Source organism: Halorussus lipolyticus (genome assembly GCF_029338375.1).
Taxonomy (GTDB): Archaea; Halobacteriota; Halobacteria; order Halobacteriales; family Haladaptataceae; genus Halorussus; species Halorussus lipolyticus.
The window spans coordinates 1,865,300-1,891,735 of record NZ_CP119804.1 but is presented as its reverse complement, the minus strand read 5'-3'; the positions used below and the strand labels follow the sequence as shown (position 1 = coordinate 1,891,735).

The following is a 26,436-nucleotide window of genomic DNA, read 5'->3' as shown; positions in this document are numbered from 1 at the left end:
CACCACTCGGGTATGAGCGACGCGAACGACGCGACCGACCCGGACGCTCTCGCCGAGCGAGTCCGGGAGGGCGACCTTCGACTCCACGAACTCGAGGACCACACCGACTACGAGACGGCCGTCGAGGCCCGCAGACGCTTGCTCGAAGCAGAGACCGACGCCGACGTGGACGCCATCGGCGACTACACGTTCGAGGCCGAGGAGGCCGAAGCCAACATCGAGAACATGGTGGGCGCGGCCCAGATTCCGATGGGCGTGGCCGGACCGGTGCAAGTCGCGGGTGGTGCGGCCAGCGGCGAGTTCTACCTGCCCCTCGCCACCACCGAGGGTGCGCTCTTGGCGAGCGTCAACCGCGGTTGCTCGGTCATCGCCACTGCCGGCGGGGCCGACGCCCGCGTCACCAAGTCCGGGATGACCCGCGCGCCGGTGTTCCGAGTCGCCGGCGTCGCGGAGGCCGAGGAGGTCGTCTCGTGGGTCGGCGAGAACACCGACCGACTCCGGGAGGCCGCCGAGTCCACGACCAACCACGGCGAACTCCTCGACGTGGACACCTACGTCGTCGGCGATTCGGTCTACCTGCGGTTCGTCTACGACACCAAGGACGCGATGGGGATGAACATGGCCACCATCGCAACCCGCGAGGCCGCCGAAATCGTGGAGGACGAGACCCCTGCCTCGCTCGTCGCCCTCTCGGGCAACCTCTGCACCGACAAGAAACCCGCCGCCATCAACGCCGTCGAGGGCCGGGGCCGGAGCGTCACCGCCGACGTGAAGATTCCCCGCGAGACGGTCGAGGACCGCCTCCACACCACGCCCGAGGCCATCGAGGAGGCCAACACCCGGAAGAATCTGGTCGGAAGCGCCAAGGCCGGGAGCCTCGGGTTCAACGCCCACGCCGCCAACGTCGTCGCCGCGGCTTTCCTCGCCACCGGGCAGGACGCCGCGCAGGTCGTGGAAGGTTCGAACGCCATCACGACCATCGAGGCCCGCGAGGACGCGCTCTACGCCAGCGTGAGCCTCGCCAGTCTGGAGGTCGGCACGGTCGGCGGCGGCACCAAACTCCCCACGCAGGCCGAAGCACTCGATGTGCTGGGCCTGCGTGGCGGCGGCGACCCCGCCGGGAGCAACGCCGATGCGCTCGCCGAAATCATCGCGGTGGGCGCGCTGGCCGGTGAGCTTTCCCTCCTCGCGGCGCTGGCCTCCCGCCACCTGTCGAGTGCCCACGAGGACCTCGGCCGGTAAGCGTTCGGCCGACCCGTCCACCGCGAGCGTGCGCTCGGTGGAACTGACCACTGGGACGCGCCCGGTATCCCAAGCGACTGTCTGGGTGGTCTGAAAGGGGCCGGCCGGTGGCGTTTATTGTAGTCGCTGGTCGGCCCCTATCCGTCGCAACGACGTCCGTCGGATATGCCGGCCAGCGACCGCCACCGGCCGGGGGCTTTCTAAACCAGATACACACACGTTTCGGAAATATACTTGAATATCTAAGCACTATATACAATTCTGGGGGTGTTCGCTCTTACCGGAACGGTTCTATCGTTTCTTCGTCGCGTATCCGGTAGCCACAAGAGCGCCCGCCCCTAAGACCCACCTACCAATGGCTTCGCCCGCCACAGTCATCGGGTTCCTGCTCATCATGGTCATCAATACCGTCGTGGCCGCAGTCGCCATCCGGTTCTTCAGACTTCGGCTCTCGACCCAGTGGGGTGCGGTCCTCTACACCGCAGTCTTCATCCCGCTGATTTATGTCGTGACGACCATCCTGCTCTCCGGGTTCATCGGCTTCGGCGGGAGCGGGGTGCAGGACCGCGGAACCGCGCTGATTCTGGTCTGGGTCGTGCCCTTCACCCTCGCGGTGTCGCTGGACATCTTCTGGATGCCCGCGCCCGACGAGATAGATTTGCCAGACCAAGCGTCGTGACTACTGGTTTCTGCTGTTGAAACTCTCGTCCTTGGAGTCACAGGAGTAGACGAAACAGCAGTGTCCTCGAAAGCCCTCGCGCGGTTCGCGGTCTTTCAGCGACATATCCTTGGTTCGTCTCGCTTCGCTCGACTCACCTTCGGATAGGGGTCGGCTGAGGAGACCAAGTTGAACGCGAACCGCGCTCGCCCTTTCATTCCTCCGAGGGAGTCGGTTGGTCAATCGGGCGTTCGCTGGTGGTTGCATCACCGAGCGCCGCAGGTCGGGGGGCACCCGTCCGAATCGTCTCCCTTTCCGATTAACCCGGATGTGAACTACCCCATCCTACTCGCTCACCGCTGACGCGGTTCGCTCGGTGAGGGTGGGGCTTCCTGTTTCAACGACGCGCTTTGCAGACACCGAATTGGAGTCCGTAGGGAGCGCAGTCTCCACAGGCGTTGATTCGGAGTGTCCCACTCCTACATTTTCGAGACCGCGAGACAGGATGTTCCACGCCGCATTCACGTCTCGGTCCGCCTTGAACCCACACGAGGGACACGAATGCTCACGAACCCACAACGGCTTGTCTGTCTCGACGCCACACGACGCACATTCCTTTGTTGTTCCTCGTGGATTCACGGCGACGAAGTGCGTGCCTTGTCGTTCGCACTTGTATTCGAGCATTCGGAGAAACATTCCCCATGCCGACCCCGCGCGATTTCGTGAGTTGCCCGGTAGTTCGACCAAGCCTTTCGCGTCCAAGTCCTCAACCGCCACAAGATCGTACTCTCGGGCGTAGTAGTTCGATAGCTTGTGGAGGAAGTCTCGACGCTTGCGTTTCAGGTTGGCATGGCGCTGAGCAACCGTCTTGCGCTGTTGCTCCCAGTTGTTCGAGCCGTGTTCCTTCTGCGAGAGTTCGCGCTGAGCGCGTTCCAATCGCTCGCGTTCGTCGGAGAAGTCCGGTGACTCGACAGCAGTTCCATCCGTATCATGTACGTACTTCAGGATACCAACGTCGATCCCGACGACACGCTCTGGATTCTCCGGTTTCTCGGGCGTGTTCTCGTCCACGTCGATACCGAAGGTGGCGAACCACTCGCCCGTGGGTTCTTGCTTGACCGTGACCTGTTTGATCGTCGCGTTCTCGGGAATGTCTCGATGGAGGTTGATGGGTATCTCACCGATTTTGCTCAACCACAGGACAGGCCGACCACTCGTATTCTTGAGTTTGAAGCCGGACTGGTTGTAGGTGAGCGACCGATACTCCCGAGGCGGCTTCCACTTGAGCATTCCCACAGCACGTCCGTTCTCCTTGTGTGCTTTGAGCATGGAGAGGTTGTCGTAGACGCGCTTGACGACCATCTGCAACACTTTCGAGTGAACGTCCCCGAGGTCATTCCACCACGATTTCAGGTCGGGGAGCGTGCCCTGCACCTTGTAGCGTGCTGGAATCTCGTCTGTCTCGTTGAGTTTGTAGAGGACGTGGTTGTAGAGTTGTCTACAAGTATCGATGTGGTGTAGAAGCGTCTCGGTGAGGGCTTCCGGTGGGTCAAGTCGATACTTGTAGTTGTAGTGCATCTATGATTCTCGTTCCTCGATGAGTTCGTCCCATTTCTCTTGGACGAACGTGGAGAGATTCAGATGGTCGTCCTGAATCCACTTCTCTTGGTCGTCGCGGATAGAGATTGTCTTTTAAGTCGTTACATCGTGAATTATCCAACTTTTATACAAGTAGTTTATGATTTGCGTGGGGCTGTGGGCCGGTCATCGCGGGGTGTTTATGAGACAATGACGGCGCTGTCTCCCCTCCCTACTGCGTCCTCAGAACGCTTTGTATCCTGTTGTGCAAACGAGACGCGATGCGTCTCGTTAACGCTACTCGGTCGCTCTGCTCCCTGCGTTGTTGTCCGAATAATCGAAGATTTTCGTGATCACGAGAGAGATTCACTCTCGAACAACTCTTTGAGAAAGGGAACTTAGCGTCTGAAAACAGTTAAGACGCCGCCGGGACCACCCTCTCGCATGAACGTCATCGTCCACGGCGGGGCCGGAAGTAATCCCGACGAACCCGAACCCAGACAGGCAGTCCTCGACGAGGCCGCCGAGGAGGGCGCGGCGTCCTCCTCGGTCCTCGACGCAGTAGAGTCGGCGGTCCGCGTCCTCGAATCCTCGCCCCGGTTCAACGCCGGGGTCGGCGGCGCGGTCCAGAGCGACGGCGAAATCCGGACCGACGCGGGCCTGATGACCAGCGACCGCGAGGCCGGCGCGGTCTCCTCGATGGTCGGCGTCGAACACGCCGTCAGCGCCGCCAGAGTCGTGCTGGACGAGACGCCCCACGTCCTCGTCTCGGGCGACCACGCGGTCGAACTCGCCGAGGACTTCGGCGTCGAGACGGGCGTAGACCTCTGGTCCGACGACACCCGCGAGAAGTGGGACGACCTCGATTCAGTCCCCGAGGGCACGCCGAGCGAACACCTCGATTGGCTCGAATCCAAGTTCGGCGGGAATCCGGACAGCGCCGAGGAGGACGGCGACTCCACAGCGCCCAATCCCAAGGACCACGACACGGTGGGAGCAGTCGCCTACGACACCGAGACCGACGAGTTCGCGGCCGCAACCTCCACCGGCGGGCGATGGCTCGCTCTCGCGGGCCGAGTCGGCGACGTGCCCCAAATCGGAAGCGGGTTCTTCGCGGCCCCCGCCGGCGCGGCCAGCGCGACCGGAGCGGGCGAGGACATCGCCAAGGCGACCCTGACTCGCCGGGCGGTCCGCCACCTCGAATCTGGCTACACCGCCCAGCAGTCTGCCGACCGCGCAATCGAGGAGTTCGCCGAACTCACGGGGTCGTCGGCCGGCGTCATCGTCCTCGACGACGAGGGACGGGCCGGAAGCGCGTTTAACTCCGACGCGATGCAGACCGCGGTCAGTCGCCGGTCCGCGAGCGAGTAGCGTCGGCACGCCGACCGCTCCCAGTCGTTCGGTGACCGCTACACCCGGCGCTACCGACTGGGACCGAAAAAAGACCCACTCGGATGCTGGACTGCTTTAGGCTTCCGCAGTCGTGGTTTCGCTCGCTTCGGTGGTGGTTTCGCCTTCTTCGGTGGTCGTCTCGCCCGCTTCAGTCGTCGTCTCGCCGTCTTCGGTCGTTGTCTCGTCTGCTGTCGTCGTGGTCTCGTTGCCTTCAGTCGTGGTCTCGTCGCCTTCAGTCGTGGTCTCGTCGGGTTGGTTCATCTCGCCCGTGTCGGTCTCGTTGCTCGAGGCGATGTCGAGTTGCGCTGTCGCGCGAGCGCCGTCGGTGTAGACGCCGTGGGTGTACGTCCCGGCGGGGAACTGCCCGATAGAGACGTTGAAGCTCACGGTCGCGCTGGTTCCGGCGTTGACCTGCACGAGTTGGGCCTGAATGACGTTGCCCGCGATTCGGTAGGACACTTGCTTGGCCACGTCGTCGTTCCCGAGGTTGACGACTTGGGCCTCGACGGTGTACTGGTCGCCCTGCTGGACCGCCGAGGGTGCCTGCAGGCCGCGGATGCTGATGAGTTCGAGTCGGCCGTCTCCGACCCGCACCGCGCTGGCCGCCGCCGAGTCGATGGTCGCGCGCTCGACGCTGACGCTCTCGGCGGAGACGCTCTCGACGACGTTCTCACCGTCTGCTTGACCGGTCGCTCCGGTCTCGTCCTCGGTGGTCGTCTCGGCTTCGGTCGTCGTGTCTTGCTCGTCTTCCGCCATCGTGGTTTCTTCGTCCTCGGCCATCGTGGTCGTCTCGCCGCCCTCGGCCGTGGTGGTCTCGTCCTGAAGCGCGCCTTCTTCGGTGGTCGTCGCTTCAGCCATCGTGGTCGTCTCGCCTCCTTCGGCCGCAGTGGTTTCCTCGGCCATCGTCGTCTCGCCGCCCTCAGCCATCGTGGTTTCTTCGGCCTCGGTGGTGGTCTCCTCGGCTTCAGTCGTCGTCTCCTCGGCCATCGTGGTCGTCTCCTCTGGTTGGGCGGTCTGGCGCGCCTCGGCGTCGATGTTCACGATGACGAGCGTCCGGATGCTCATCTCTTGGACATCGACCGTCTGGATGGTCGCGCTTTCGAGGCTCACGCTGTCCATCTGAGTCTGACCGCCGGCCATCTCCTCGGTGGTGGTCTCGCCGGCCATCGTGGTGGTTTCCTCACCCTCGGCCATCGTGGTGGTTTCCTCGCCCTCTGCGGTGGTGGTCTCCTCACCTTCCGCAGTGGTGGTCTCGTCTTGGAGCGCGGCCTCCTCGGTCGTGGTCTCCTCCTGACCGTTCTGCTGGCCCGCGCTGGCCTCGGTGCGGAAGCTCTGGACGTTCATCTGCGAGACGTTCATGCGCTCGATGGTCAGGTCCTGCACCGTGACCGACTCGACCGACGCGTTACCGCTCAGCGACTGCGAGAGGGTCTGGTCGTCGGTCTGGAGGTTCTCTATCGAGACGTTCTCGAAGGATAGCTGTTGGAGTCTGACGTTCCGCAGGGTCGCGTTGTCTATCGGCTCCTGCGAACCGGCCACGTCCAGCGAGCTAACGTGTAGCATCTGAATCGTGGCGTCCTCGACCGTAGCGTTCGCCAACTCTAACTGATCAACCGTCACGTCCTGTAACGTCACTCCGTCTGTGGAGGCAGAAGCCGACGGCGACGTTCCCCCGAGGACCGCCAGCGGGACGCTGGCGAGAACGAGGAGTGTCACCATCAGCACTGCGCCTGTTTCTCGTTGCATATGCAGGCCATCATATCGGCGGAACCGGCCATAAACGGGACCAACCGTTCGGAACCGTTCGGTGTTTTGACGGGCTATTACTGGGGTTACAGCGGAATTATGCCACAGGTACGACGGCCCTAACTGCTCGGTGATATGTACTTGTGCAGGAACGTGGCTCGGCGGCGGCGGCGAATCCGGACCGGGTTAGACTTCGGAAGCGAACCGCGAGGCGCAAACTCTTTCCGGCGTTCAGGCCAACACGGAACCATGAGTAGCGATGTGGACCTCGAAGCCGAGAAGTACGAGAAGCACCGCGAGGCCGGCGAGATTCTCGCGCAGGTCCGCGAGGAGGCCGCCGAACGGGTCGAAGTCGGGACGACCCAGTTGGAAGTCGCGGAGTTCGCCGAGGACCGGATTCGGGAACTCGGCGGTGAACCCGCCTTCCCGGTCAACATCAGCGTTGACGAGGAGGCCGCCCACGCCACGCCCTCTGCGGACGACGACACCGAGTTTGGCGACGAGATGGTCAACCTCGACATCGGGGTCCACATCGACGGGTGGATCGCCGACACCGCCATCACGGTGGACCTCTCGGGCAACCCCGACCTGAAGGAGGCCAGCGAGGAGGCGCTGGAAGCGGCCATCGAGATGGTCGAACCCGGCGTCGAGACCGGCGACATCGGCGCGGAAATCGAGTCGGTCATCGACGGCTACGGCTACAACCCGGTGGTCAACCTCACCGGCCACGGCCTCGACCAGTACCAGCAACACGTCTCGCCCAACATCCCCAACCGGGCCGTCTCGCAGGGCGTCGAGTTGGAGGTCGGCGACGTGGTGGCCATCGAACCGTTCGCCACCGACGGCACCGGCAAGGTCACCGAGGGCAACGACGAGGAGATTTTCGCCCTCGAACGCGAGGGGTCGGTCCGGGACCGACAGGCCCGGAAGGCCCTCGAACAGATTACCGACGAGTTCCGCACTCTGCCCTTCGCTCAGCGATGGTTGGACGTGCCCCGCGCCGAGATGGCCCTGCGCCGCCTCAAGATGAACAACATCGTCCACGGCTACCCGGTCCTCAAGGAGGACGACGGGAAACTCGTCAGCCAGAAGGAACACACCCTTATCGTGACCGAGGACGGGTGCGAAGTGACGACGGAATCGAACTGACGCCGGACCACGAGACCCGGATTTTCGAGGGACCGAAGCGAGCGTCCCGACAGGGGTGAGCGGTTGCCAACTACGTGCCGAGTGTCGTTTACTGACTGCCTCCTTGACGACCGTCTCCTCGCCGGTCACTGCGACCACTGTTCGCCGACCACTACTTTACTAGTCACTGGCACTAGAACAATTTATACAATTCGGTAGGCAATATTTCGCTATTTTAAACAAATGTAGTCAAGTCTCTGGTGGGACTCGTCTCGAAAAGTACCGTTCCGTTGGCCGTCCGACGACGCCGGTGAACGCTTCGACCGTCCCTTTCCCCGAGAAACGGTGTGGCGCGTCGAATCGGTCCTCGGATGCGGCGGAAACCCCAACGACCCTCCACTGCGGGGGCAGTCGGCGGCGTTACGCGTTGTTCATCCGCTGGCTAGAAGTCTCGCCACAGATTTCGCACTCCGTGACGCGGTACGGTTCCCGCGAGAACTCGGCGTTCTCTCGCTTCTGGCTTTCAGTCCGAATCTGAACGGAGACCTCGTGTGGGGTCTCGCGTTCGCACTCGTCGCACGATTCCGTGATCGCTTGGAAGCTTTGGTTTTGTGTTGCCATCGTGACCTTCCTCTCGGTCTTTCCTTGTGCTGATAGGTGCATAAAAACCCCAATCCGTTGGGGGGCGTTCGAACCGTTCATTCCGGTGCCGTCTGGCGATTTTACCCCGAAAATACACGAGAATGGGTGAAACAGTTTATAGCCTCGTTAGAGGAAGTAATGAAACAAAAACTGCCTGCAACGGCCGGAGGTTTTATATACTAGTTCGAGGCGTCCGTGGTCCGGCCGACGAAACCCCCGAAACCGAACCGTGGCAGTTTCGAGACCGCCGTCTCGCGTTCGGCGGTTCTGTGTTCGGCCCGAGCGTGTCCAGAGCGCCGGGCGAACGCCGAGGACGCAGGAGTTCGAGGCCGACTGCATTGGGCGTAGACTGAGGAGTCCTCGGCGTCGAAACCGACGCTGACGCCCGATTCTCGACGCGCTGGCAGTCTCGTCACACCGCCGAGAACCGGCGATTTCGTGGTATCACGAAAGGCGATACTGTAGGCTTTCTAATAATATCGGTGGAAAGAAGGAACCGAAGCCATCTGCTGGCCGGATGGCAGTTTTGGCGTCAGATTGCGAGGAGCGACCCGGACACAGCGCGCGAGGCGAAGCCGGAATTTCGAGCGGGAAAACGCCCCGATTTCGGTAAAATCGCCCGATGCGCCGTGACGGTCGGGGTCGTCCCATCGTTGTGCATCGTTCCACGGTTCATCGCTCCGCGAAACGAACAGAAGCAGGCGCTAATTCGGTGTTACCGGATTTCGGCGTCCGAACCGGTTCTGTCGCCCGGAATCGAACGGTTTCGAACCGAGCGAACGCCACGAACCGAGGCCGAACCGCCGGATGCTAAGTTCTCGGCGGCGATAGGCGAGGTATGGACCAGATTTTCGCGCCGTGGCGCATCGAGTGGGTCGAGCGAGACGACGACGAGGACGCAATCGAGGGGTGCGTCTTCTGCGAACTCCCCGACCGGGAGGCCGACCGCGACAACCTCGTGGTCGCCCGGAGCAACCACGCCTTCGTCATGTTCAACAACTACCCCTACAACCCCGGTCACGCGATGGTCATTCCCCGCGAACACACCGGCGATTACCGGGACCTCTCGGAGGAGGCCCTGCTGGACCACGCCCTCCTCAAACAGCGGACGTTCGACGCGCTCGAAACCGCCCTCTCGCCCGACGGCTTCAACGCGGGCCTCAACCTCGGGCAGGGCGCTGGCGGGTCCATCGACGACCACCTCCACACCCACGTCGTCCCGCGCTGGCAGGGCGACACCAACTTCATGCCGGTCGTCTCGGACACGAAGGTCCTCGTGGAGGCCTTAGACGAGACCTACGACCGAGTTCGGTCGGCCTTCGCCGAGCAAGAAGGGGTCGATGGGTCGGGCGACGGCGCAGTTCGAGTCGAATAGCACCGGGTCCGTCACGGGCAAGCGACACTCCCTTGTCTGGGTAGTTCGAAGGACACGCCGATGAGCAACCGCGCGATTCGCCGGGTCGGCGCGGTCGTCTTGGCGGTCAACGTCCTGCTAGTGGTCGCCAAGGGCCTCGTCTGGTGGACGACCGGGAGCCTCGCGGTCGGGTCCGAGGCGGTCAACAGTCTCGCGGACTCGGCGTACAGCCTCGTCATCCTCGCGGGTCTCTACCTGACGACCCAGCCGCCGGACTTCAGCCACCCGCACGGTCACGAGCGAATCGAGCCGTTCGTCTCGCTGTTCATCGCGCTCGGGGTGTTCGCGGCGGGCGGCGCGGTCCTCTGGCGGTCTGTCTCGTCGGTCCTCGCCGGGAGCGTCTCGACCGCACCGGTCTCACCGTCAGCGGTGGCGGTGCTGGTCGGGACTGCTGTGGTCAAGTTCGGCCTCTACCGCTACTGTCTCCGAGTCGCCGAGGAGACCCATTCACCCGCCCTGACTGCCACCGCGCTCGACAACCGCAACGACATCCTGACCGCGAGCGCGGCGCTGGTCGGCGTTCTGGGGTCCACGGTCGGCCTGCCGGTTTTGGACCCGCTCGCGGCGGGCGTCGTCTCGGTGGGCATCCTCTACACGGGGTACGAAATCGTCCAAGACAACGTGGACTACCTCGTGGGGAGCGCGCCGCCCGAGGAGCTACGGGTCGAAATCGTCCAGCGCGCGCTCTCTCACCCCGACGTGGAGGGTGCCCACGACGTCATCGCTCACTACGTCGGCCCGGAAATCGACGTGAGCCTCCACATCGAAGTCGAGGGCGACCGGACCCTGTTCGAGGCCCACGACATCGAGACTGAGGTGATGGAGTCCATCCGGGAGTTAGACGAGGTGGACGACGTGTTCGTCCACGTGGACCCCAAGGAACTCGGCGAGTGGAAGGACGACGAGACCATCGACGAGTTGGTCGGCGGGGGCAACGTCGAGAAGTAAACCGAGTTTCAACGACTCGCCCGTTCTACCGCGTTCATAAAGTACGTTAAATGTTTGCAAAGATATATTATTTGACAGCCTAACTTTAGGGTCGCATGAACTGGAAATGTAACGTCACAGGCTTTGTTGCCGACCATCCGCGAGTGACGAACGTGCTTTGGACCGCCGTCCTGCTCTGGTCGATGACCGGCGTGGCGCTGGCTTCTGGTGGCGGCGCGACGAGCGGTCCGTAATCGAATCGCCTTCACCCGGCCCGACGACTCAGACCGGTTCGCCGAAGGCGTAGACCGTGCTGTGGCCCGTAATCTCCACGTCCACGAAGTCGCCGACCTCGACGCCGTGGTCGTCGGCGTTCTGGACGATGACCTGCCGGTAGGCTTCGTCGTAGCACTTCACGGAGTCGCCGGTGCCCTCCTCGACCACCAGCACCTCGTGGGTCTCGCCGACCATCGCGTCGTAGGCCTCGGCCACGACGTCCATCTTGGCGTCGGTCATCTCCTTCGAGCGGTCCTTCTTGGTCTGGCCGCCCAACCCCTTCATGTCGGCGGCGTCGGTGCCGGGGCGCTTGGAGAATCTGGTGACGTTGATTTTCTCGGGGCGGGTCTCGCGCAGGAGCGCCATGCTCTGGGCGTGGTCCTCGTCCTCCTCGGTCGGGAAGCCGACGATGAAGTCGGTCGAGAGCGTCCAGTAGTCCAGATACTCGTCGAAGGTCTCCACGATTTCGACGTACTCCGAGACTTGGTGCTGTCTGCGCATGTCGCCCAGCACGTCGTCGGACCCGGACTGGACCGGCGCGTGGATGAAGTTGTAGAGTTTGTCGTTCTCGGCGAAGACCTCGGCCAACTCGTCGCGGATGCCGTGGACGCCCTTCGGGTTCGCCATGCCGACTCGGACCCGGAAGTCGCCCTCGATGTCGCAGATGCGGTCGAGCAGTTCGTGAAGCTTTCGCTCGCCGTCGTCCCACCCGTAGACGCCGGTGTCCTGTCCGGTAATCCGAATCTCCTTCGCTCCGGCGTGGACCAGCGCCCGAGCCTTCTCGACGTTCTCCGCCACGGGCGGCGAGTCGATTTTGCCGGTCGCCTTCTTCGTGATGCAGTACGAGCAGTCCGACATGCAACCGCGAGCAATCGGTAGGATGCCGATAACGCCGTCCAGAATCGGTTCGGCGTCGGGCGTCGTGGTCGGACACTCGCCGTTGGTGACGGCCTCGGGCACTTCGTCCCAGTGGAGGACGTCGGCGTCCACGCCGGCGTCCCGGAACTCCTCGCCCTGCGCCAGCGCCATGCAACCGGTGACGATGAGGTCGGCAGTCTCGTCCTCTAGCTCCTCGGCGCGCCGGAGCATGTTGCGCTCGGTCTTCTCAACGACTGTGCAGGTGTTGAGGATGGCAACGTCGGCCTCGTCGGGTCCTTCGACGCGGTGGTGGCCCGCGTCCCGGAGCCGCCGCTCGATTTGACGGCTCTCGCCACGGTTCGACGTGCAACCGTAGGTTTCGATGTGATACCGGGCCATTCGCTGTGTAGCGTTTCGGCTACGGGGGCAAAAGCACGACGATGTTCCCTACGCCGGTGGTCTCGGACCGAGCGTTCGCCCCCACAACCGACTTGTTCGCAGGCGTTCACGTCTTCGACGTGTCGCTCGCGCTGTCGCTCGTCGTCGCCGTCGTCTCGACCGCCGTCATCTGGAAGGGAAGCATCTGGCTCGAAGACGCCGCCGAGGAGTTGGCGGCCTACTACGGCCTGCCCGCAATCATCCAAGGGGCAGTCATCGCCGCGGTCGGGTCGAGTTTCCCGGAGCTATCGAGTACCGTCATCGCCACGCTCGTCCACGGTGACTTCGAACTCGGCGCGGCCGCAATCATCGGGTCGGCGGTGTTCAACATCCTCGTCATTCCCGCCGTCTCGACGCTGGCGGGCACCGAGAACCTCGAAGCCGACCGGAGCGTCGTGTTCAAAGAAACCCAGTTCTACATGGTCGCAGTGGCGGCCACGCTGGTCGTCTTCTCGTTCGCGGTCATCTACTTCCCGAGTTCCGACGGGGCGCTCTCGGGCACGCTCAACCGACCGCTCGCGCTCCTGCTGGTCGCGCTCTACGGTCTCTACGTCTTCATCCAGTTTCTCGACACGCGGGACCTGCGGGAACCTCGGGTCAGCGAGGAGAACCCTGTCCGACTCTGGACCACGCTCGCGGTCAGTCTCGTTGTCATCGTAGTCGGCGTGGAGGGGCTGGTCACGGCCGTCCTCGACTTCGAGGAGATATTCGGCATCCCGAGTTTCTTCTGGGGGCTGACGGTGGTCGCGGTGGTCACCAGCCTCCCCGACACGTTCGTCAGCGTGCGCTCCTCGCAGAAGGGCGAGGGCGTGACCAGCCTCGCCAACGTCCTCGGAAGCAACATCTTCGACCTGCTGGTGGCGCTCCCGGCGGGGGTCCTCGTCGCTGGTGCGACAACGGTGAACTTCGGCGTGGCGGTCCCGATGATGGCGGCGCTGGTCGCGGCGACGGTCCTCTTTTTCGCACTGGCCCGGACCGACCTCGAACTCACGCCGGGCGAGGCCTACGCGCTGTTGGTCGCCTACGTCGCCTTCGTGGGATGGCTCCTGCTGGAGACGATGGGCGTGACGAGGCTCATCGGGTAGGCCGAAGGAAATTCGTCGCGGGGCGGTCGCTGAGAAGACATTTACTCCCGCGATTTGAAGCCCCAGCCATGCCCTCCAGACGACGCTTTCTGGCCGCCCTCTCAGCGACGGGAACCGCCGCGATAGCCGGGTGTTCCAGTACTCGCAGTCGGGACGACCCTCCGGCCGAGAGCGAGACGACGGACTGGCCGACCAGTCGCCACGACGCCGTGAACTCGGGATACGCCGCCGACACGGCCGGGATTCGGACCCCGGCAGAAGCGTGGCGGGCCGAAATCGGGATGGCGAGTGCGCCGCCGGTCGCCACCGAGGAGTCCGTCTTCGTTCCGGCAGGCGACCACCTCCTCGTCCTCGACGCCGAAACCGGCGACGAGTCGTGGCGCGTGGAGTACGAAGGCAAGGGTGCGACCGTCTGGGCACCACCCACTGTCTCGGACGGCGTGGCGTATCTCGGGGACGGTCGCCAGCAGGTTCGGGCCTTCGACGCCGAGACCGGCGAGCGACGCTGGCGGTTCGAGACCGACGGGAGCGTCTACGCCGCGCCGACGCTGGCGCAGGGGCGGTTGTTCTTCGGCACGAGCGACGAGCGAGTCTACGCGCTCGACCCCGAGACCGGCGAGAAGCGGTGGCACCGCAACGTGTTCGGGAGCGTCACCTCCTCGGTCGCTGTCCGGCCACCCGGCGTCTACGTCACGACCGAGGCCGGGGAGGTCTACGCCCTGTCACTCCACGGCGAGGGTGCGTGGCGTCGTCGCCTCCCCGACCGGATTCAGGCCCCGCCGACGGTCGTCGGTGGGACCGTCTTCGTCGCGTGCAACGACGGGCGAGTCCACGCGCTCCGGGCGAACCGCGCCGGGAGGACCGAGTGGCGGACTGATGTCGGCGGCTTTCCGGAGGGTGTCTCGGTCGCCCACGGCCGGGTCTACGTCGTCGGAATGCGATTCCACGCACTCGGTGCCGAGGACGGCGGAAAACGGTGGTCGGTCTTCTCGGCCGACTCCCCCGCAGGCCTTCCGGCGGTCGCCGGGGATACCGTCTACGTCGGCACCGAGGCGGGACGACTCCACGCCTACCGGCCGGGCGGCGGGGTCGGTGCGTTCGGCGTCCGATTCGGGCCGGAGCGGTGGACTCGAAAACTCGGCCAGTCGGTCGAGCGCGGTCTCGCCGTCGCCGACGGCCGGGTCTACGCGCCGGTTCGGGTCAGCGACGAGAAATCGGCGCTCGTCGCACTCGAATCGACCTAATCAGTAGTTCTTCCGGAAGTCCTCGACGATTTCGACACCCGAACTCGCGCCGATGCGCTCGGCCCCGGCGTCGAACATGGCCTTGGCCTGCTCGTAGTTGCCGACGCCGCCGCTGGCTTTGACCGGCAAGTACTCGCTCATCAGTTCCACGTCCTCGACTTTTGCACCACCGTCAGCGAACCCGGTCGAGGTCTTGACGAACGCGGCGTCGGCCTCCTCGGCGGCCTCGCAGGCGGCGTGCTTCTCGTTGTCCGAGAGGAGCGCCGTCTCGATGATGACCTTCACTGGGATGGGGACTGCGGCCACGACCTCCTCGATGTCCTCGCGGACGGCCTCGGTGTCGCCGGCCTTGAGGCGACCGATGTTGATGACCATATCCAGTTCGTCCGCGCCGTCCTCGTAGGCGATGGTGGCCTCCTCGCGCTTGGCGTCGGTGGCGTTCTGGCCGTGGGGGAACCCGATGACGGTGGCGAGGGGTACGTCGGGGGCGTACTCGTCGGCCTCGGCGACGTAGCACGGCGGGATGCAGGCGTTCATGCCGTACTCCTCTGCTTCGTCGAGGACCTCCTCCACGTCGCCGAGGGTCGTTTCGGGTCCGAGAACCGTGTGGTCGATTTTGCCAGCGAGTTCGTCGTCGTTCATACTCGGTCGAAATGCGGCGTGAGGGTAAAAATGCGATTATCTCGGGAGGCGATGACAACGATATGTATTTGCTACGCATTTCTTTTCCTTTCTTTAAGAATTGTATGGTGGTCTCAGTCGTCAGCGCAGGACCGGACGGAACCGACGAGAGAACCGCATTCCGTTCAGCGGCGACTCCCTATCAGGATTCGGGCAAGCACGAGTGCGGTCAGCGTCGGGGCGACGGAGAGCCACCCGAAGCCGCCGAGAATCGCCAGCAGTTCCCACGAGTAGAGGAGACCCGGACCGCTCACGAGAACAATCGCGGTAGCCATCCCAACTACGGCCCGAACCCACGGGAGCGTCGCTGGACCGGCCCAAAGCACCGCGAAGGCGTCCAGCGCGTCCACGAGGGCCACCGCGAGGAGGACCCACGAGACCCTGACGCGAGTCGGACGGGACACCTTCTCCGGCGGGTCGGGGACCGGAAAGACGAGTCTGATGCGCTCGGGGAGTCGAACGTCGGGGAGCAGTATCGGCGGGAGCGAGAAGCCGAAACCGAGGTCGTCGTCTCCGTCGCGGCGACCGCGCTCACTCGGGGGCGTCCGTCCGGCGTCCTCGTCAGCCATGGTTGTGCTACGTCACCGAGGCCCAAAATCTATTCGTCGCGGTCTTCCAGCAGTCGCTCGACTGCGTTCACCGCCGAGTCGAGGACCTCCTCGGGCGACCGGGAGGCGTCGATGCGGACGAACCGCTCGGGTTCGGCGTCGAACAGGCGTTCGTAGTTCGACTGAACCTGACTCAGGAAGGCCGCCTGCTCGAACTTGTTGGTGGCACCGCTCCGGGCCGCACCCGTCTCGGGGTCCACGTCGAAGTAGAGCGTCGCGTCCGGCGGCCGAGTCCACGGTTGGTGGACTCCTCGGATGTATTCGAGCGGTCGCTTCACGTGGTCCTCGATGCTGACTGCCTGATAGGCGTACCGGGAGTCCGAGTAGCGGTCGGAGATGACGACTTCCCCCTCGGCGAGGGCCGGCCGAATCGTCTCCGAGAGGTGGTTTGCGTGGTCGGCGGTAAAGAGGAACAGCTCTGCGAGCGAGTCGGCGTCGTCGTCTCCCATGGAGCGTTCGACGCCCTCGCCGTACCACGTCTCGGTGGGTTCGCGGGTGAAGACGAACTCGGGGAACTCCTCGCGCAGGACCTCCCAGACCGTCGTCTTGCCGCTCCCGTCGATTCCCTCCAGCGTGATGAGCATACTCGAAGGTGGTTTCGGCTCGTATAAAGACCTGCGAGTCTGGTCCGGGCGACCGGCGTCGGTCCCGAACGGCCGAGGAGATGGCGGAAACACCGGCCACGGCAGTTACTTTTACTTTCCGACGGTACTTATTTCGGATATGAACATTCTCGTCGCGGGAGGAACCGGGTTCGTCGGTTCGTCTCTCGTCCCCGAACTCGCCGACCGAGGCCACGACGTGACCGTCCTCGCTCGCAGTCCCGAGGAGGCCGACTTCCCCGAGAGCGTCGAACTCGTCCGCGGTGACGTCACCGCCTACGACTCCATCGAAGCCGCGTTCGAGGACCAAGACGTCGTCGTCAACCTCGTGGCGCTCTCGCCGCTGTTCAAGCCCTCCGGCGGGAAGTCCCACACCGAGGTCCATCTCGGTGGGACCCAGAACGTCGTCAACGCCGCCGAGGAACACGGCGTGCGCAAAATCCTCCAGATGAGCGCGCTCGACGCCGACCCCAACGGTCCGACCGAGTACCTGCGGTCGAAGGGCCAAGCCGAGCAAGTCGTGAAAGATTCGGACCTCGCGTACACCATCTTCCGGCCCTCTGTCGTCTTCGGCGAGGGCGGCGAGTTCGTCTCGTTCACGAAGGTCCTGACGACGCCCTACGTCACCGCCCTGCCCGGCGGCGGTCGGAGTCGATTCCAACCCATTTGGATAGGGGACCTCGCGCCGATGCTGGCCGATGGCGTGGAGGAGGACCACGACGGCGAAATCTACGAAATCGGCGGCCCGGAGGTCCTGTCGCTGGCGGAGGTGACCAAACTCGCCTACCGCGCGGAGGGCAAGTCGGTGACGGTGCTACCCCTGCCGATGGCGTTCGCGCGTCTCGGCCTGACCGCGGCCGACCCGATTCCGTTCGTCCCCTTCGGAAGCGACCAGTACCGGTCGCTCAAGTTGGACAACACCGTCTCGCACAACGATGTCGGCGCGTTCGGCATCGAGGAGGCCGATTTGACGACGCTGGCCGAGTATCTGGGCGTGGCAGACCGGCCGTAGTGGACGCCCGGCGACGTTCGCGTGACCGGTCCGCAGGCGGACCACGAGTCGGTGCTATTTTCGTGATAGCAGTTGACATCTCCGCCACAGTATAAACTTAAAAGGACATGTCCGATAACTGGTGGTGGTTCGCCGAACCGGAAATGGCGGCTTACCGTCCTTCGATTCGGTGTAATTCGGAGTTTCCGGTGAGCATGGTACGGACCAAAAGGATTATCACCCCTTCGCGGTTGTGTTTCTCCCAACGGAGTACGGTCCGGAAAATGAAGCTCGCAATGATTGGTTTCGGGCAGGCCGGTGGGAAGATAGTCGACAAATTCCTGGAGTACGACCAGCGGACGGGCAGTAATATCGTCCGTTCGGCGGTCGCAGTGAACTCCGCGAAAGCCGACTTGATGGGCCTCGACGAGGTCCCGCAGGACAACCGCGTCCTCATTGGTCAGTCCCGAGTGAAAGGTCACGGTGTCGGAGCAGACAACGAACTCGGCGCGGAAATCGCCGAAGAGGACATAGACGAGATTCAGGGGGCTATCGACAACATCCCCGTCCACGAAGTCGATGCCTTCCTCATCGTCGCGGGGATGGGCGGTGGAACAGGGTCCGGTGGTGCCCCGGTGCTGGCCAAGCACCTCAAGCGCATCTACACCGAACCCGTCTACGGCCTCGGTATCCTGCCCGGAAGCGACGAGGGGGGTATCTACACGCTGAACGCCGCGCGGTCCTTCCAGACGTTCGTCCGGGAGGTTGACAACCTGATGGTGTTCGACAACGACGCGTGGCGTCAGTCGGGCGAATCCATCGAGAGCGGCTACGAGGAGATCAACGAGGAAATCGTCCGCCGGTTCGGTATCCTGTTCGGTGCGGGCGAGGTCGGGGGCGACGACGCCGTTGCAGAGAGCGTCGTGGACTCCAGCGAAATCATCAACACGCTCGCCGGGGGCGGCGTCTCGACCATCGGCTACGCGGCCGAGGAGGTCGAAAACGCCAACTCCGGAAGCGGCCTGCTATCGCGGTTCACCGGGAGCGACGACGAACCCACCGACACCGCCAACACCACGAACCGCATCACGAGTCTGGTTCGCAAGGCGGCGCTCGGTCGGCTTACCCTGCCCTGTGAAATCGAAGGCTCCGAGCGCGCGCTCCTCGTGCTGAGCGGTCCGCCTCAGCACCTCAACCGGAAAGGCATAGAGCGCGGGCGGAAATGGCTCGAAGAGCAGACCGGTTCCATGGAGGTCCGGGGCGGCGACTACCCGGTTTCGGACTCGCAGTACGTCGCCAGCGTCGTCCTCCTGTCGGGGGTCAACAACGTCCCGCGGGTCAAAGAGCTACAGGAAGTCGCCATCGAGGCCCAAGAGAACATCGACGAGATTCAGGAACAGAGCGAAGAGAACTTGGAAGAACTAGTGGAGGACGACGACGATGAACTCGAACCACTGTTCTAAGCTCCTCGCCCTACTGGTCGCCTGCACGCTCGTCGTCTCGGCGGCCGGTCCCGCTGTGGCGATGTCGGCCTCGGCCAGCGGCGCGCCCAGCGAGGCCGAAGTCGGGTCGGACGTGTCCACCTCGTTCACCATCACGAAGCCGTTCAGCGACTACGACTCGTGGACGCTCAACGGGTCCACGGAACTGACCGGCGTGACGTGGACGGTCAAACTCTACGACCAAGGCGGCGACAAAATCGGCCAGAAGTCCTACGACGGCCAGTCGTTCGACCACGACCTCGAAAAGAGCGACGCCTACGAGGTCAAGGTCCAAATCGAGGGGACGGTCCCCGAGGTGACTAACTTCACCTACGACCCGGCCCAGAAACTCCTGCTGGCGGAACTCACGCAGGTCCGGCAGGGCGGCAGTAGCGAGGCCATCGACTCGTGGACCTTCCGGCCGTACACCACCGAGAGCGCCGACGCACGCTCGGCCATCGAGGACGCCGAGGCCGCCATCGAGGACGCCGAAGACAGCGGCGCGGGCGTCTCGGAAGCCCAGAGCGACTACGAGGACGCTATCAGCGCCTTCGACGGCGAAAACTTCGAGTTGGCGACCGACCTCGCCACGAAGGCTCAGGACAAGGCGGAGAGTTCCCAGCAGTCCAACGAGCAGACCCAGATGTTGCTCTACGGCGGCGTGGGTCTCCTCGCGCTGGTCGTCGTGGTCGGCGGGTTCCTCTGGTACCGCAACCAGCAGGACGACTACGACAAACTCCGATAGCGCGCTTCGGTTTTCGGACCCTCTGAATTTTCGGCCCGCGCGGGCCGAACTCGCGTTCTCCTCGGGAGCGATGGCTTCTGAGAGAGAAGATTCTTTGTATTGTCGAAGGAATTGAGTAGACAGTCTTACCGATTGTATTTCTGTCTTTGGGCGGTCGGCGCGGCCCGCGCCGACCGGCCGACCAATCCACCCACGAACGCTCGGTGGACCAACCACCAGCGAACGCTCGACTGGCCAAATCACAGGGTGGGATGAAGGGGCCGGCCAGTCGGGGGATTCGAGAAGAAAATACGGTTCCCGTTTTGCTGAAAACCGAATTCGCTCCTCTCCATCTCGGCCTCCATTCCGTACCCTCTTAAGGCAAGCCGCGCGAGTCCTACCCACGATGCGAGTCGTCGTCCCCTTCGCGGCCAGCGACCCGAAGACCCGGTTAGCCGACGCCCTCTCCGCCGAGGAGCGCCGGGCGTTCGCAGACGCGATGCTCGAAGACGTGCTGGCCGCGGTGCGAGCGACCGGCCGGGAACCCGAGGTGCTGGCCACCGCGCCGGTTGACGTGGACGCGCCGGTCACCGTGGACGAGCGACCGCTGACAGAGGCCGTCAACGGTCTCCTCGCGGAGTCCGCCGCCGCTGACTCGTCGGTCGCGGTCGTGATGGCCGACCTCGCGCTGGCGACTCCGGAGGCGCTGAACGACCTGTTCGAGCGCAAGAGCGATGTTGTCCTCGCGCCGGGGCGAGGCGGCGGGACGAACGCACTCGTCGCGCGCCACCCCAAGTTCCGGGTGGACTACCACGGGACTTCCTATCTGGACCACCGCCGGGCGGCCCGAACGGTCGGGGCCGACCTCGCCGTCGCGGATTCACACCGACTGGCGACCGACGTGGACGAGCGCGCCGATTTGGCCGAGGTGCTGATTCACGGCGGGAGCGCGACAGAAACGCGAGTCGAACCCACCGCCGACCCCCGCGAGACGAGTCGAGCGCGGGCGTGGCTTCGGCGGGCGGGCTTCGAACTCGCCGACGAGCGCGGGCGCACCGCAGTCACGCGAGCGTCCGAGACCTGACCGGTCAGTACACGTCGCGGGCGTCCATCAGCGTCACCAGCAGGTCGCTGACGCCCATCACGAGACCGTGGTCGAGGCCCCGCGCCCACACCGCCGACTCGTCGCAGACGCCCGGCAGGTCGTTGCCCCGGAGCGAACTCAACATCACGGCCGAGCGGTCCACCATCAGGATGCGCCCGAGCGACCAGTCGTTGTCCGGGATGGTGTTCCACTCGATGACCTCGGCCTCGGGCGCTCGGTCCTCGACTTGCTCTCTGGCGTCCTCGCCGGGCACGCCGACGACCACCTCGGCGTCACCCGCCGCGTCGCCGAGTCGCCGGAGGAGTTGCGTCTCGAATAACTGCTCGTCGGTGCCGACCAGAATCACCTCGTCGTCGGCCTCGGCGACGATTTCGGTCGCCCGGCGGGTCACCTGCTCGTGGTCCGAAATCTCCCACGACCCCGAGTGGCGCGTGTCGCTCTCGGTCTCCAGCGACGAGAGGGTTCGCTCGGCGGTTTCGAGTCGGGCCTCGTACTCGTCGCGGAGCGCCCGAATCGCGTCGTCGGCCGGAATCGCGCGGAACTCTCGGGGGTCGGTCTCTTGGACCTCGACTAACCCTTGGCCCTTCAACTCCTCGACGGTGTTGTAGACCCGCGTGTAGGGCACGTCGGCGATGCGACTCACCTCCTTGGCCGTCGCGCTCGAAACCCGGACCAGCGCGACGAAACACCGCGCCTGATACTCCGTCAGGCCGAGTTTCTGCAGAGTCTCGACTGCCCGATTGCCGGGCAGGTCGTCGATTTCTCCGGCCATGAACTTCAGGGGGGACTGTGCCGACCAAAAAGTTGTGGCTGGGTACTCATCGGGGGTCCTCCTCGGTCGGGGCGGAACACGAGGCCGCAGTGACCGGCCTACCGCTGTCGGTGCTATCGACGCGCTCGACCTCGACTCGCCAGTCGGGGAGGTCGTCTCGCGCCGTTTCGGCTTTCCACGTCCCGGAGACCGTTTCTCCGTCGGCGAACGCTTCGAGTAGGAGGTTTCGGAGGTTCTGCTGGAGACCATCAGAGAGTGGCATTGGCGGTGACGAACGTACCCCGCCCGTATAAGAGATACTTACTATGTAATGCAGAAACGCTAGTTTACGATTCGAGTGAAAAATTAGGTGAGTCGAGGTCTGGCGGGAGTAGCAATCGTTTTCCGGTCCGCGGAGGAACCAAGGGACGATGGCAGGTGCCGACATTCCGGGACTCGAGGAGTACGACATCGACCTCTCCTTCGACGAGGACGAGGTCCGACACCTCCTCGACACCGGACCCGAGGACGTGGACCCCGCCGACGAACTCACCTTCGCCAAGAACGTCTTCGTCCCCCTGACCACCGCCTGCCGGTACACCTGCACTTACTGCACCTACTTCGACCCGCCCGGTGAGGCCTCGCTCCTCTCGCCCGAGGAGGTCCGCGAAATTCTCCAAACTGGTGCGGACGCCGGTTGCACCGAGGCCCTCTTTACCTTCGGCGACGACCCAGACGACCGGTACACGCGGGTTCACGACCAACTCGCCGAGTGGGGCCACGACTCCATCCACACCTACCTCCGGGAGGTCTGCGAAATCGCGCTGGACGAGGGCCTGCTTCCCCACAGCAACCCCGGCGACCAGACCCGCGACGAGATGGCGCTGGTCGCGGACGTGAACGCCTCGATGGGCGTGATGCTCGAAACCACCGCCGACGTGGGTGCCCACGCCGGACCGCGGGTCAAGAACCCCGGTCAGCGACTCAACACGATTCGGAACGCGGGCGAGTTGGGGGTGCCGTTTACGACGGGACTCCTCGTCGGTATCGGCGAGGACTGGCGCGACAGGGCCGAAAGCCTGCTGGCGATTCGGGAGATGCACGAGCGGTACGGCCACGTCCAAGAGGTCATCGTTCAGAACGTGGTCCCCAACGAGCGTTCGAACTACGACCGGCCTTCGGTCGAGACGATGCGCCGCGTCGTGGCGATGGCCCGCGACTGCCTGCCCGAGGAGGTTTCGGTCCAAGTCCCGCCGAACCTCTCGCCGACCCGCGAACTGCTGGACTGCGGCGTGGACGACTTAGGCGGCGTCTCGCCGGTCACCGACGACCACATCAATCCCGAGTACAAGTGGCCGGCGCTGAAGGAGTTGGAGGACATCGCCGACGAGGCCGGGGTCCCGCTTCGGGAGCGCCTGCCGGTCTACCGGCGGTACCTGTCCGACGAGTGGGTCTCCGAGACAGTTCATTCGGCTATCAGGGCCGACGACGAGGCGGGCGAGCGGTATCGGTCGGTCCTTTCGACCTAAGTTCGCTGGGGCGTCGGAAAGAATGAGCTGTCTCTAGGAGCGAAAATTCAGTTCCAAACCTCGAAACCGCTGTCTCCGTCGGTCGTCTCGTCACCGATTTCGTCGTCGTTCTCGTCGCGGGTTACGTCGGCCGTCTCGTCGCCGGTCGCATCGGTCGTCTCGTCGCCGGGTTCGTCGCTGTCCAGTGCGACGAGTTCGACCACGAACACCGCGCCGCGCGGGTCGTTGTCCTCGACCCGGACCGACCCGCCGAACTGGCCGACGAGGGTGTCCACCAGATAGAGACCGATGCCGGTGCCCGAACTATCCAGACCCTGCTCCCCTCTGCCGAAGATGGTCTCCTTTCGCTCGTCGGAGACGCCCGGACCGTCGTCGGCGATGGCGATTTCGACCGTCTCGCCGCAGTCCTCGACGCCGATTTCGATTCGCGGTTCGTCGGTGTCGTTGTGCTGGACCGCGTTGTTCAGCAGGTTGCTGAACACCGACGAGAGCATGTTGTTCGCCTGAACGGTCGCGTCGGGAATCTCGCCGTCCACGACGAAGGTGGCGTCGTCGTGGGAGGTCCGAATCTTCCGGACCTCGGATTCGAGGACCGCGCCGGCGTCCACGGGTTCGAGGTGCGGGTCTCGGTCGCCCGTAATCGTCTTCAGCAGGGTCGAGACCGTCTCGGTGAGTTCCATGACGTGGGCGCTGTTGTCGAGCATCCGGTCGAGGAGTTCCTCGTGGTCGGGGTCCGAAATCCGGTCGCGGAGGAGTCGCCCGGTGCCGTGGACCACGTTCATGTCGTTTCGGATGTCGTGTTCGAGAATCTGGTTCAGGATGGCGAGTTGTTCGGTCCGGCGGGCGAGTTCGCGCTCGTTCTTCTTGCGCTCCATCGCGTAGCGCATCGTCCGGACCAGCAGTTCGCCGTCGATTTCGCCCTTCACGAGGTAGTCCTGCGCCCCGCGCTGGACCGCGTTGACGCCGAACTCTCGGTCGTTGAGACCGGTCAACAGGACGATTGGCTCGTCGTCTGTCCGTTCCAAGACCGAATCCAGCGTCTCCTCGCCACTGCTATCGGGGAGCATCAGGTCCAGCAGGATAATATCGACTGGTTTGGCGTCGAGCGATTCGAGACCGTCTTCGAGTCGCTCCTCGTGGACCAGCGAGATGTTGGGCGAGAGTTGACTGCTGTCGTCCAGCAGACTCCCCTTCATCTGAATCATCTCCTCGATGAGTCGCGCGTCGCCCTCGTTGTCCTCTATCAGGAGGATGGTTGTTTCGTCCTCAGTCATCGTTTGGCGGAAGTTTGACGATAGAGAGCCAGAACTCCTCTAAATTCTGTGCCACGTCGATGAACTGGTCGATGTCCACCGGCTTGGTGATGTAGGCGTTGGCGTGCAGTTCGTAGCTCTTGGCGATGTCCTCCTCGGCCTCCGAACTGGTCAGCACGACCACCGGAATCCGGCGGAGTTCCCGGTCCTCGTCTATCTCCTTCAACACCTCCTTGCCGTCCTTCCGGGGCAGGTTGAGGTCCAACAGGATGAGGTCTGGTTGAGGCGCATCCTCGTACTCGCCCTCGCAGTGGAGGAACTTCATCGCCTCCACGCCGTCGCCGACCACGTGGAGGTTGTTCAACACGTCGCCCTGTTCGAGGGCCTCCTCGGTCAGGCGCACGTCGCCGGGGTTGTCCTCGACCAGCAGAATCTCGATGGGTTCGCCGAATCCGTCATTCATCGGTCTCACCTCCGCTTTCCCCGCTCGTGCCCCCTTCGGCGTCTCGCACCGGGAGCGTAAAGGAGAACGTCGAACCCTCGCCGACCGCCGACTCGACCGAGATGTCGCCGTCGTGGCGGTCGAGAATCTTCTTGCACATCGCCAGTCCGATGCCGGTACCGGAGTACTCGTCCTTGCCGTGAAGCCGCGAGAAGATGCGGAACACCTCGTCTCGCTCGTCTTCCGGGATGCCGATGCCGTTGTCGCTGACCGCGAAGACGTACTCGTCGCCGTCGCGCTCGCCCGAGACGTGAATCTCCGGCGGCCCCTCGTCGCAGTACTTGATGCCGTTGCTCACCAGATTCTGGAGCAACATCACCATCTGGCTCTCGTCGCAGACCACCGTGGGCAGGTCGTCTCGGGTGACCTCGGCGTCGCTCTCGGCGATGGCGACCTGTAGGTTCTCCTCGGCCTGCGTGACCACTGACTCGAAGTCGGTCTCCTCGAAGTCGCCGCCCCGGCTATCGACCCGCGAGTACTGGAGCAGGTCGTTTATCATCTCTTTCATCCGGTTCGCGCCGTCCACGGCGTAGTCGATGAACTCCTGTGCGTCGTCGTCCAGTTCGTCTCTGTACTTGCGTTCGAGCAACTGCATGTACGAAGACACCATCCGCAGTGGTTCCTGCAAGTCGTGAGACGCCACGTAAGCGAACTGCTCCAACTGGGCGTTGGACTCCTCTAACTTCTCGACGGTCTCTTTCAACTCGATTTCGGCCTCTTTTCGCTCGGTGATGTCGCGGGCGATGACCTGAAACGTCTCGCGCTCGCCCGGCAAGTCCACCGAGACGAAGACGTTGTGGAAGTACTCGCCGTCGTAACCGTCCTCGAAGCGCCGGGTCTCGCCCGTCTCGATGACCTCTCGGCCGACCTCCAGTCGCTTGTCCGCGATGTCGTCCGGAACCAAGTCGTAGAGCGATTTTCCGGTCAACTCGTCGGGGGTCGCGCCGAAGGAGGCCGCCATGGCCTCGTTGGTCATGACGAACTCGCCGTCCGCGCTGATTTGGGCGATGAGGTCGGGCGAGTTGTCCACCAGCAGTTCGTACTTCTTCTCGGTGCGGTGCTGTTCGACCGCGTTGTCGATTTGGTTCGCCAACTTCTCGAACTGCTGTTCGCCCTCCGACTTCTGGAAGTAGTGGGTCACGCCCGCGGCGACCGCTTCGCTTGCGACCGCCTCGCTTCCGGTCCCCGTCAGGAGGATGAACGGCTGTTCGAATCCCCGGTCGCGGGCGGCCTCGAGGAACTCGATTCCGTTCGGTCCCGGCATCTGGTAGTCGGTAACGACGCAGTCCACTTCCGCGTCCGCGAGGCGTTCGAGACCCTCGCTCGCGTCGGCCGCCGTCGTCGTCGTCATGTCGTAGTCCGTTGCGAGAGTGTCGGCGACGAGTTGCGCGTAGAAACTGCTATCGTCGACGACCAACACCCGAATAGAGGTGTCCATGTATGTGGCCAATTCTCACCGTCTATCATAAGTGTGATGAAATAGTGTATTAATCTATCCTTCTCGCGAGTGTCGAATTGTAGGCCACGCCTCGGCGAGACCAGTGTCCGGTGGTCGTCCCGAAGCGACGACGAGAGACGACC

27 protein-coding genes are annotated in these 26,436 nt (G+C 63.9%); 14 read left to right on the top strand and 13 right to left on the bottom strand.

All coding sequences use genetic code 11. The features are described from left to right. Positions 1 to 12 precede the first annotated feature (12 nt). The gene (gene hmgA / locus P2T57_RS09645; protein ID WP_276298987.1) at positions 13 to 1,242 is read left to right on the top strand and encodes a hydroxymethylglutaryl-CoA reductase (NADPH); all 1,230 of its coding nucleotides are present in this window, start codon (positions 13 to 15) and stop codon (positions 1,240 to 1,242) included. Between the two features lie 355 nt (positions 1,243 to 1,597). After that, the gene (locus P2T57_RS09640; RefSeq protein WP_276298986.1) at positions 1,598 to 1,921 is read left to right on the top strand and encodes a DUF7991 family protein; all 324 of its coding nucleotides are present in this window, start codon (positions 1,598 to 1,600) and stop codon (positions 1,919 to 1,921) included. Between the two features lie 324 nt (positions 1,922 to 2,245). Here P2T57_RS09640 and P2T57_RS09635 read toward each other — a convergent pair whose 3' ends face one another. Next, on the bottom strand, positions 2,246 to 3,478 hold the full coding sequence (locus P2T57_RS09635; RefSeq protein ID WP_276298985.1) for an RNA-guided endonuclease InsQ/TnpB family protein: 1,233 nt from the start codon (positions 3,476 to 3,478) through the stop codon (positions 2,246 to 2,248). Positions 3,479 to 3,922: 444 nt separating this feature from the next. Here P2T57_RS09635 and P2T57_RS09630 point away from each other — a divergent pair, with 444 nt between their 5' ends. Continuing rightward, complete coding sequence (locus tag P2T57_RS09630) at positions 3,923 to 4,849, top strand: isoaspartyl peptidase/L-asparaginase (protein WP_276298984.1); 927 nt, start codon at positions 3,923 to 3,925, stop codon at positions 4,847 to 4,849. 96 nt (positions 4,850 to 4,945) lie between these two features. Here the strand turns inward: P2T57_RS09630 and P2T57_RS09625 are convergent, their stop codons facing one another. Next, on the bottom strand, positions 4,946 to 6,616 hold the full coding sequence (locus tag P2T57_RS09625; RefSeq protein ID WP_276298983.1) for a hypothetical protein: 1,671 nt from the start codon (positions 6,614 to 6,616) through the stop codon (positions 4,946 to 4,948). Positions 6,617 to 6,865: 249 nt separating this feature from the next. Between P2T57_RS09625 and map the strand changes: the two genes are divergently transcribed. After that, positions 6,866 to 7,765: a type II methionyl aminopeptidase gene (map, locus tag P2T57_RS09620; protein ID WP_276298982.1), complete on the top strand. Its 900-nt coding sequence runs from the start codon at positions 6,866 to 6,868 to the stop codon at positions 7,763 to 7,765. A gap of 399 nt (positions 7,766 to 8,164) precedes the next feature. On the opposite strand, the gene P2T57_RS09615 is transcribed toward map, so the two are convergent. Then, positions 8,165 to 8,365 (bottom strand): DUF7835 family putative zinc beta-ribbon protein, encoded by a 201-nt coding sequence (locus P2T57_RS09615; RefSeq protein ID WP_135824011.1) that lies wholly within the window; start codon positions 8,363 to 8,365, stop codon positions 8,165 to 8,167. A gap of 200 nt (positions 8,366 to 8,565) precedes the next feature. Next, the gene (locus P2T57_RS09610) at positions 8,566 to 8,802 is read right to left on the bottom strand and encodes a hypothetical protein (RefSeq protein WP_276298981.1); all 237 of its coding nucleotides are present in this window, start codon (positions 8,800 to 8,802) and stop codon (positions 8,566 to 8,568) included. 422 nt (positions 8,803 to 9,224) lie between these two features. On the opposite strand from P2T57_RS09610, the gene P2T57_RS09605 reads away from it, so the two are divergent. The 3 genes from P2T57_RS09605 (at position 9,225) to P2T57_RS09595 (ending at position 10,981) form a co-directional block, all read left to right on the top strand. Beyond that, positions 9,225 to 9,761 carry an HIT family protein gene (locus P2T57_RS09605; protein WP_276298980.1) on the top strand — a complete coding sequence of 179 codons (537 nt, stop codon included), beginning with the start codon at positions 9,225 to 9,227 and terminating at the stop codon, positions 9,759 to 9,761. Positions 9,762 to 9,821: 60 nt separating this feature from the next. Beyond that, entirely contained in the window at positions 9,822 to 10,748 is a 927-nt protein-coding gene (locus tag P2T57_RS09600; protein ID WP_276298979.1) for a cation diffusion facilitator family transporter, read from the top strand. Between the two features lie 95 nt (positions 10,749 to 10,843). Beyond that, positions 10,844 to 10,981 carry a DUF7503 family protein gene (locus P2T57_RS09595; protein ID WP_276298978.1) on the top strand — a complete coding sequence of 46 codons (138 nt, stop codon included), beginning with the start codon at positions 10,844 to 10,846 and terminating at the stop codon, positions 10,979 to 10,981. Between the two features lie 28 nt (positions 10,982 to 11,009). Here the strand turns inward: P2T57_RS09595 and P2T57_RS09590 are convergent, their stop codons facing one another. Further along, positions 11,010 to 12,260 (bottom strand): tRNA (N(6)-L-threonylcarbamoyladenosine(37)-C(2))-methylthiotransferase, encoded by a 1,251-nt coding sequence (locus tag P2T57_RS09590; RefSeq protein ID WP_276298977.1) that lies wholly within the window; start codon positions 12,258 to 12,260, stop codon positions 11,010 to 11,012. Positions 12,261 to 12,301: 41 nt separating this feature from the next. Between P2T57_RS09590 and P2T57_RS09585 the strand changes: the two genes are divergently transcribed. Both P2T57_RS09585 and P2T57_RS09580 read left to right on the top strand, forming a co-directional pair. After that, positions 12,302 to 13,384, top strand: coding sequence for a sodium:calcium antiporter (locus P2T57_RS09585; protein WP_276298976.1), 1,083 nt, complete (start codon positions 12,302 to 12,304; stop codon positions 13,382 to 13,384). A gap of 68 nt (positions 13,385 to 13,452) precedes the next feature. Beyond that, complete coding sequence (locus tag P2T57_RS09580) at positions 13,453 to 14,628, top strand: outer membrane protein assembly factor BamB family protein (RefSeq protein WP_276298975.1); 1,176 nt, start codon at positions 13,453 to 13,455, stop codon at positions 14,626 to 14,628. Here the strand turns inward: P2T57_RS09580 and deoC are convergent, their stop codons facing one another. The 3 genes from deoC to tmk all read right to left on the bottom strand — a co-directional run bounded on the left by deoC (position 14,629) and on the right by tmk (position 16,501). Beyond that, entirely contained in the window at positions 14,629 to 15,270 is a 642-nt protein-coding gene (deoC, locus tag P2T57_RS09575; RefSeq protein ID WP_276298974.1) for a deoxyribose-phosphate aldolase, read from the bottom strand. Between the two features lie 164 nt (positions 15,271 to 15,434). After that, positions 15,435 to 15,878: a hypothetical protein gene (locus P2T57_RS09570; protein WP_276298973.1), complete on the bottom strand. Its 444-nt coding sequence runs from the start codon at positions 15,876 to 15,878 to the stop codon at positions 15,435 to 15,437. Between the two features lie 29 nt (positions 15,879 to 15,907). Further along, complete coding sequence (tmk, locus tag P2T57_RS09565) at positions 15,908 to 16,501, bottom strand: dTMP kinase (protein ID WP_276298972.1); 594 nt, start codon at positions 16,499 to 16,501, stop codon at positions 15,908 to 15,910. A gap of 139 nt (positions 16,502 to 16,640) precedes the next feature. Here tmk and P2T57_RS09560 point away from each other — a divergent pair, with 139 nt between their 5' ends. From P2T57_RS09560 to cofC, 4 genes are all read left to right on the top strand, one after another. Beyond that, positions 16,641 to 17,531, top strand: coding sequence for a complex I NDUFA9 subunit family protein (locus P2T57_RS09560; protein WP_276298971.1), 891 nt, complete (start codon positions 16,641 to 16,643; stop codon positions 17,529 to 17,531). 263 nt (positions 17,532 to 17,794) lie between these two features. Further along, a complete protein-coding gene (locus tag P2T57_RS09555; RefSeq protein ID WP_276298970.1) occupies positions 17,795 to 18,973 on the top strand; it encodes a tubulin/FtsZ family protein in 1,179 nt (392 codons plus the stop codon). Then, positions 18,951 to 19,736: a hypothetical protein gene (locus P2T57_RS09550; protein WP_276298969.1), complete on the top strand. Its 786-nt coding sequence runs from the start codon at positions 18,951 to 18,953 to the stop codon at positions 19,734 to 19,736. The genes P2T57_RS09555 and P2T57_RS09550 overlap by 23 nt, the downstream gene beginning before the upstream one ends. A 385-nt stretch (positions 19,737 to 20,121) precedes the next feature. Next, complete coding sequence (gene cofC, locus P2T57_RS09545; protein WP_276298968.1) at positions 20,122 to 20,799, top strand: 2-phospho-L-lactate guanylyltransferase; 678 nt, start codon at positions 20,122 to 20,124, stop codon at positions 20,797 to 20,799. 4 nt (positions 20,800 to 20,803) lie between these two features. On the opposite strand, the gene P2T57_RS09540 is transcribed toward cofC, so the two are convergent. Both P2T57_RS09540 and P2T57_RS09535 read right to left on the bottom strand, forming a co-directional pair. After that, a complete protein-coding gene (locus tag P2T57_RS09540; protein WP_276298967.1) occupies positions 20,804 to 21,592 on the bottom strand; it encodes a TrmB family transcriptional regulator in 789 nt (262 codons plus the stop codon). 46 nt (positions 21,593 to 21,638) lie between these two features. Beyond that, entirely contained in the window at positions 21,639 to 21,854 is a 216-nt protein-coding gene (locus P2T57_RS09535; protein WP_276298966.1) for a hypothetical protein, read from the bottom strand. A 148-nt stretch (positions 21,855 to 22,002) separates the two neighbouring features. Here P2T57_RS09535 and cofG point away from each other — a divergent pair, with 148 nt between their 5' ends. Then, the gene (gene cofG / locus P2T57_RS09530) at positions 22,003 to 23,100 is read left to right on the top strand and encodes a 7,8-didemethyl-8-hydroxy-5-deazariboflavin synthase subunit CofG (protein WP_276298965.1); all 1,098 of its coding nucleotides are present in this window, start codon (positions 22,003 to 22,005) and stop codon (positions 23,098 to 23,100) included. A gap of 47 nt (positions 23,101 to 23,147) precedes the next feature. Here the strand turns inward: cofG and P2T57_RS09525 are convergent, their stop codons facing one another. From P2T57_RS09525 to P2T57_RS09515, 3 genes are read right to left on the bottom strand one after another with little or no spacing between them, the layout of a single operon-like run. Further along, positions 23,148 to 24,374 (bottom strand): hybrid sensor histidine kinase/response regulator, encoded by a 1,227-nt coding sequence (locus P2T57_RS09525; protein ID WP_276298964.1) that lies wholly within the window; start codon positions 24,372 to 24,374, stop codon positions 23,148 to 23,150. Then, complete coding sequence (locus P2T57_RS09520) at positions 24,367 to 24,816, bottom strand: response regulator (protein ID WP_276298963.1); 450 nt, start codon at positions 24,814 to 24,816, stop codon at positions 24,367 to 24,369. Before P2T57_RS09520 ends, P2T57_RS09525 begins: the two co-directional genes overlap by 8 nt. Then, positions 24,809 to 26,293, bottom strand: a complete 1,485-nt coding sequence (locus tag P2T57_RS09515; RefSeq protein ID WP_276298962.1) for a sensor histidine kinase — start codon at positions 26,291 to 26,293, stop codon at positions 24,809 to 24,811. Before P2T57_RS09515 ends, P2T57_RS09520 begins: the two co-directional genes overlap by 8 nt. Positions 26,294 to 26,436 lie beyond the last annotated feature (143 nt).

Bases quoted from the DNA above. Each gene is read 5' to 3' on its own strand.
- hmgA (WP_276298987.1), top strand. From the start codon at position 13: ATGAGCGACGCGAACGACGCGACCGACCCGGACGCTCTCGCCGAGCGA.
- P2T57_RS09640 (WP_276298986.1), top strand. From the start codon at position 1,598: ATGGCTTCGCCCGCCACAGTCATCGGGTTCCTGCTCATCATGGTCATC.
- P2T57_RS09635 (WP_276298985.1), bottom strand. From the start codon at position 3,478: ATGCACTACAACTACAAGTATCGACTTGACCCACCGGAAGCCCTCACC.
- P2T57_RS09630 (WP_276298984.1), top strand. From the start codon at position 3,923: ATGAACGTCATCGTCCACGGCGGGGCCGGAAGTAATCCCGACGAACCC.
- P2T57_RS09625 (WP_276298983.1), bottom strand. From the start codon at position 6,616: ATGCAACGAGAAACAGGCGCAGTGCTGATGGTGACACTCCTCGTTCTC.
- map (WP_276298982.1), top strand. From the start codon at position 6,866: ATGAGTAGCGATGTGGACCTCGAAGCCGAGAAGTACGAGAAGCACCGC.
- P2T57_RS09615 (WP_135824011.1), bottom strand. From the start codon at position 8,365: ATGGCAACACAAAACCAAAGCTTCCAAGCGATCACGGAATCGTGCGAC.
- P2T57_RS09605 (WP_276298980.1), top strand. From the start codon at position 9,225: ATGGACCAGATTTTCGCGCCGTGGCGCATCGAGTGGGTCGAGCGAGAC.
- P2T57_RS09600 (WP_276298979.1), top strand. From the start codon at position 9,822: ATGAGCAACCGCGCGATTCGCCGGGTCGGCGCGGTCGTCTTGGCGGTC.
- P2T57_RS09595 (WP_276298978.1), top strand. From the start codon at position 10,844: ATGAACTGGAAATGTAACGTCACAGGCTTTGTTGCCGACCATCCGCGA.
- P2T57_RS09590 (WP_276298977.1), bottom strand. From the start codon at position 12,260: ATGGCCCGGTATCACATCGAAACCTACGGTTGCACGTCGAACCGTGGC.
- P2T57_RS09585 (WP_276298976.1), top strand. From the start codon at position 12,302: ATGTTCCCTACGCCGGTGGTCTCGGACCGAGCGTTCGCCCCCACAACC.
- P2T57_RS09580 (WP_276298975.1), top strand. From the start codon at position 13,453: ATGCCCTCCAGACGACGCTTTCTGGCCGCCCTCTCAGCGACGGGAACC.
- deoC (WP_276298974.1), bottom strand. From the start codon at position 15,270: ATGAACGACGACGAACTCGCTGGCAAAATCGACCACACGGTTCTCGGA.
- P2T57_RS09570 (WP_276298973.1), bottom strand. From the start codon at position 15,878: ATGGCTGACGAGGACGCCGGACGGACGCCCCCGAGTGAGCGCGGTCGC.
- tmk (WP_276298972.1), bottom strand. From the start codon at position 16,501: ATGCTCATCACGCTGGAGGGAATCGACGGGAGCGGCAAGACGACGGTC.
- P2T57_RS09560 (WP_276298971.1), top strand. From the start codon at position 16,641: ATGAACATTCTCGTCGCGGGAGGAACCGGGTTCGTCGGTTCGTCTCTC.
- P2T57_RS09555 (WP_276298970.1), top strand. From the start codon at position 17,795: ATGAAGCTCGCAATGATTGGTTTCGGGCAGGCCGGTGGGAAGATAGTC.
- P2T57_RS09550 (WP_276298969.1), top strand. From the start codon at position 18,951: ATGAACTCGAACCACTGTTCTAAGCTCCTCGCCCTACTGGTCGCCTGC.
- cofC (WP_276298968.1), top strand. From the start codon at position 20,122: ATGCGAGTCGTCGTCCCCTTCGCGGCCAGCGACCCGAAGACCCGGTTA.
- P2T57_RS09540 (WP_276298967.1), bottom strand. From the start codon at position 21,592: ATGGCCGGAGAAATCGACGACCTGCCCGGCAATCGGGCAGTCGAGACT.
- P2T57_RS09535 (WP_276298966.1), bottom strand. From the start codon at position 21,854: ATGCCACTCTCTGATGGTCTCCAGCAGAACCTCCGAAACCTCCTACTC.
- cofG (WP_276298965.1), top strand. From the start codon at position 22,003: ATGGCAGGTGCCGACATTCCGGGACTCGAGGAGTACGACATCGACCTC.
- P2T57_RS09525 (WP_276298964.1), bottom strand. From the start codon at position 24,374: ATGACTGAGGACGAAACAACCATCCTCCTGATAGAGGACAACGAGGGC.
- P2T57_RS09520 (WP_276298963.1), bottom strand. From the start codon at position 24,816: ATGAATGACGGATTCGGCGAACCCATCGAGATTCTGCTGGTCGAGGAC.
- P2T57_RS09515 (WP_276298962.1), bottom strand. From the start codon at position 26,293: ATGGACACCTCTATTCGGGTGTTGGTCGTCGACGATAGCAGTTTCTAC.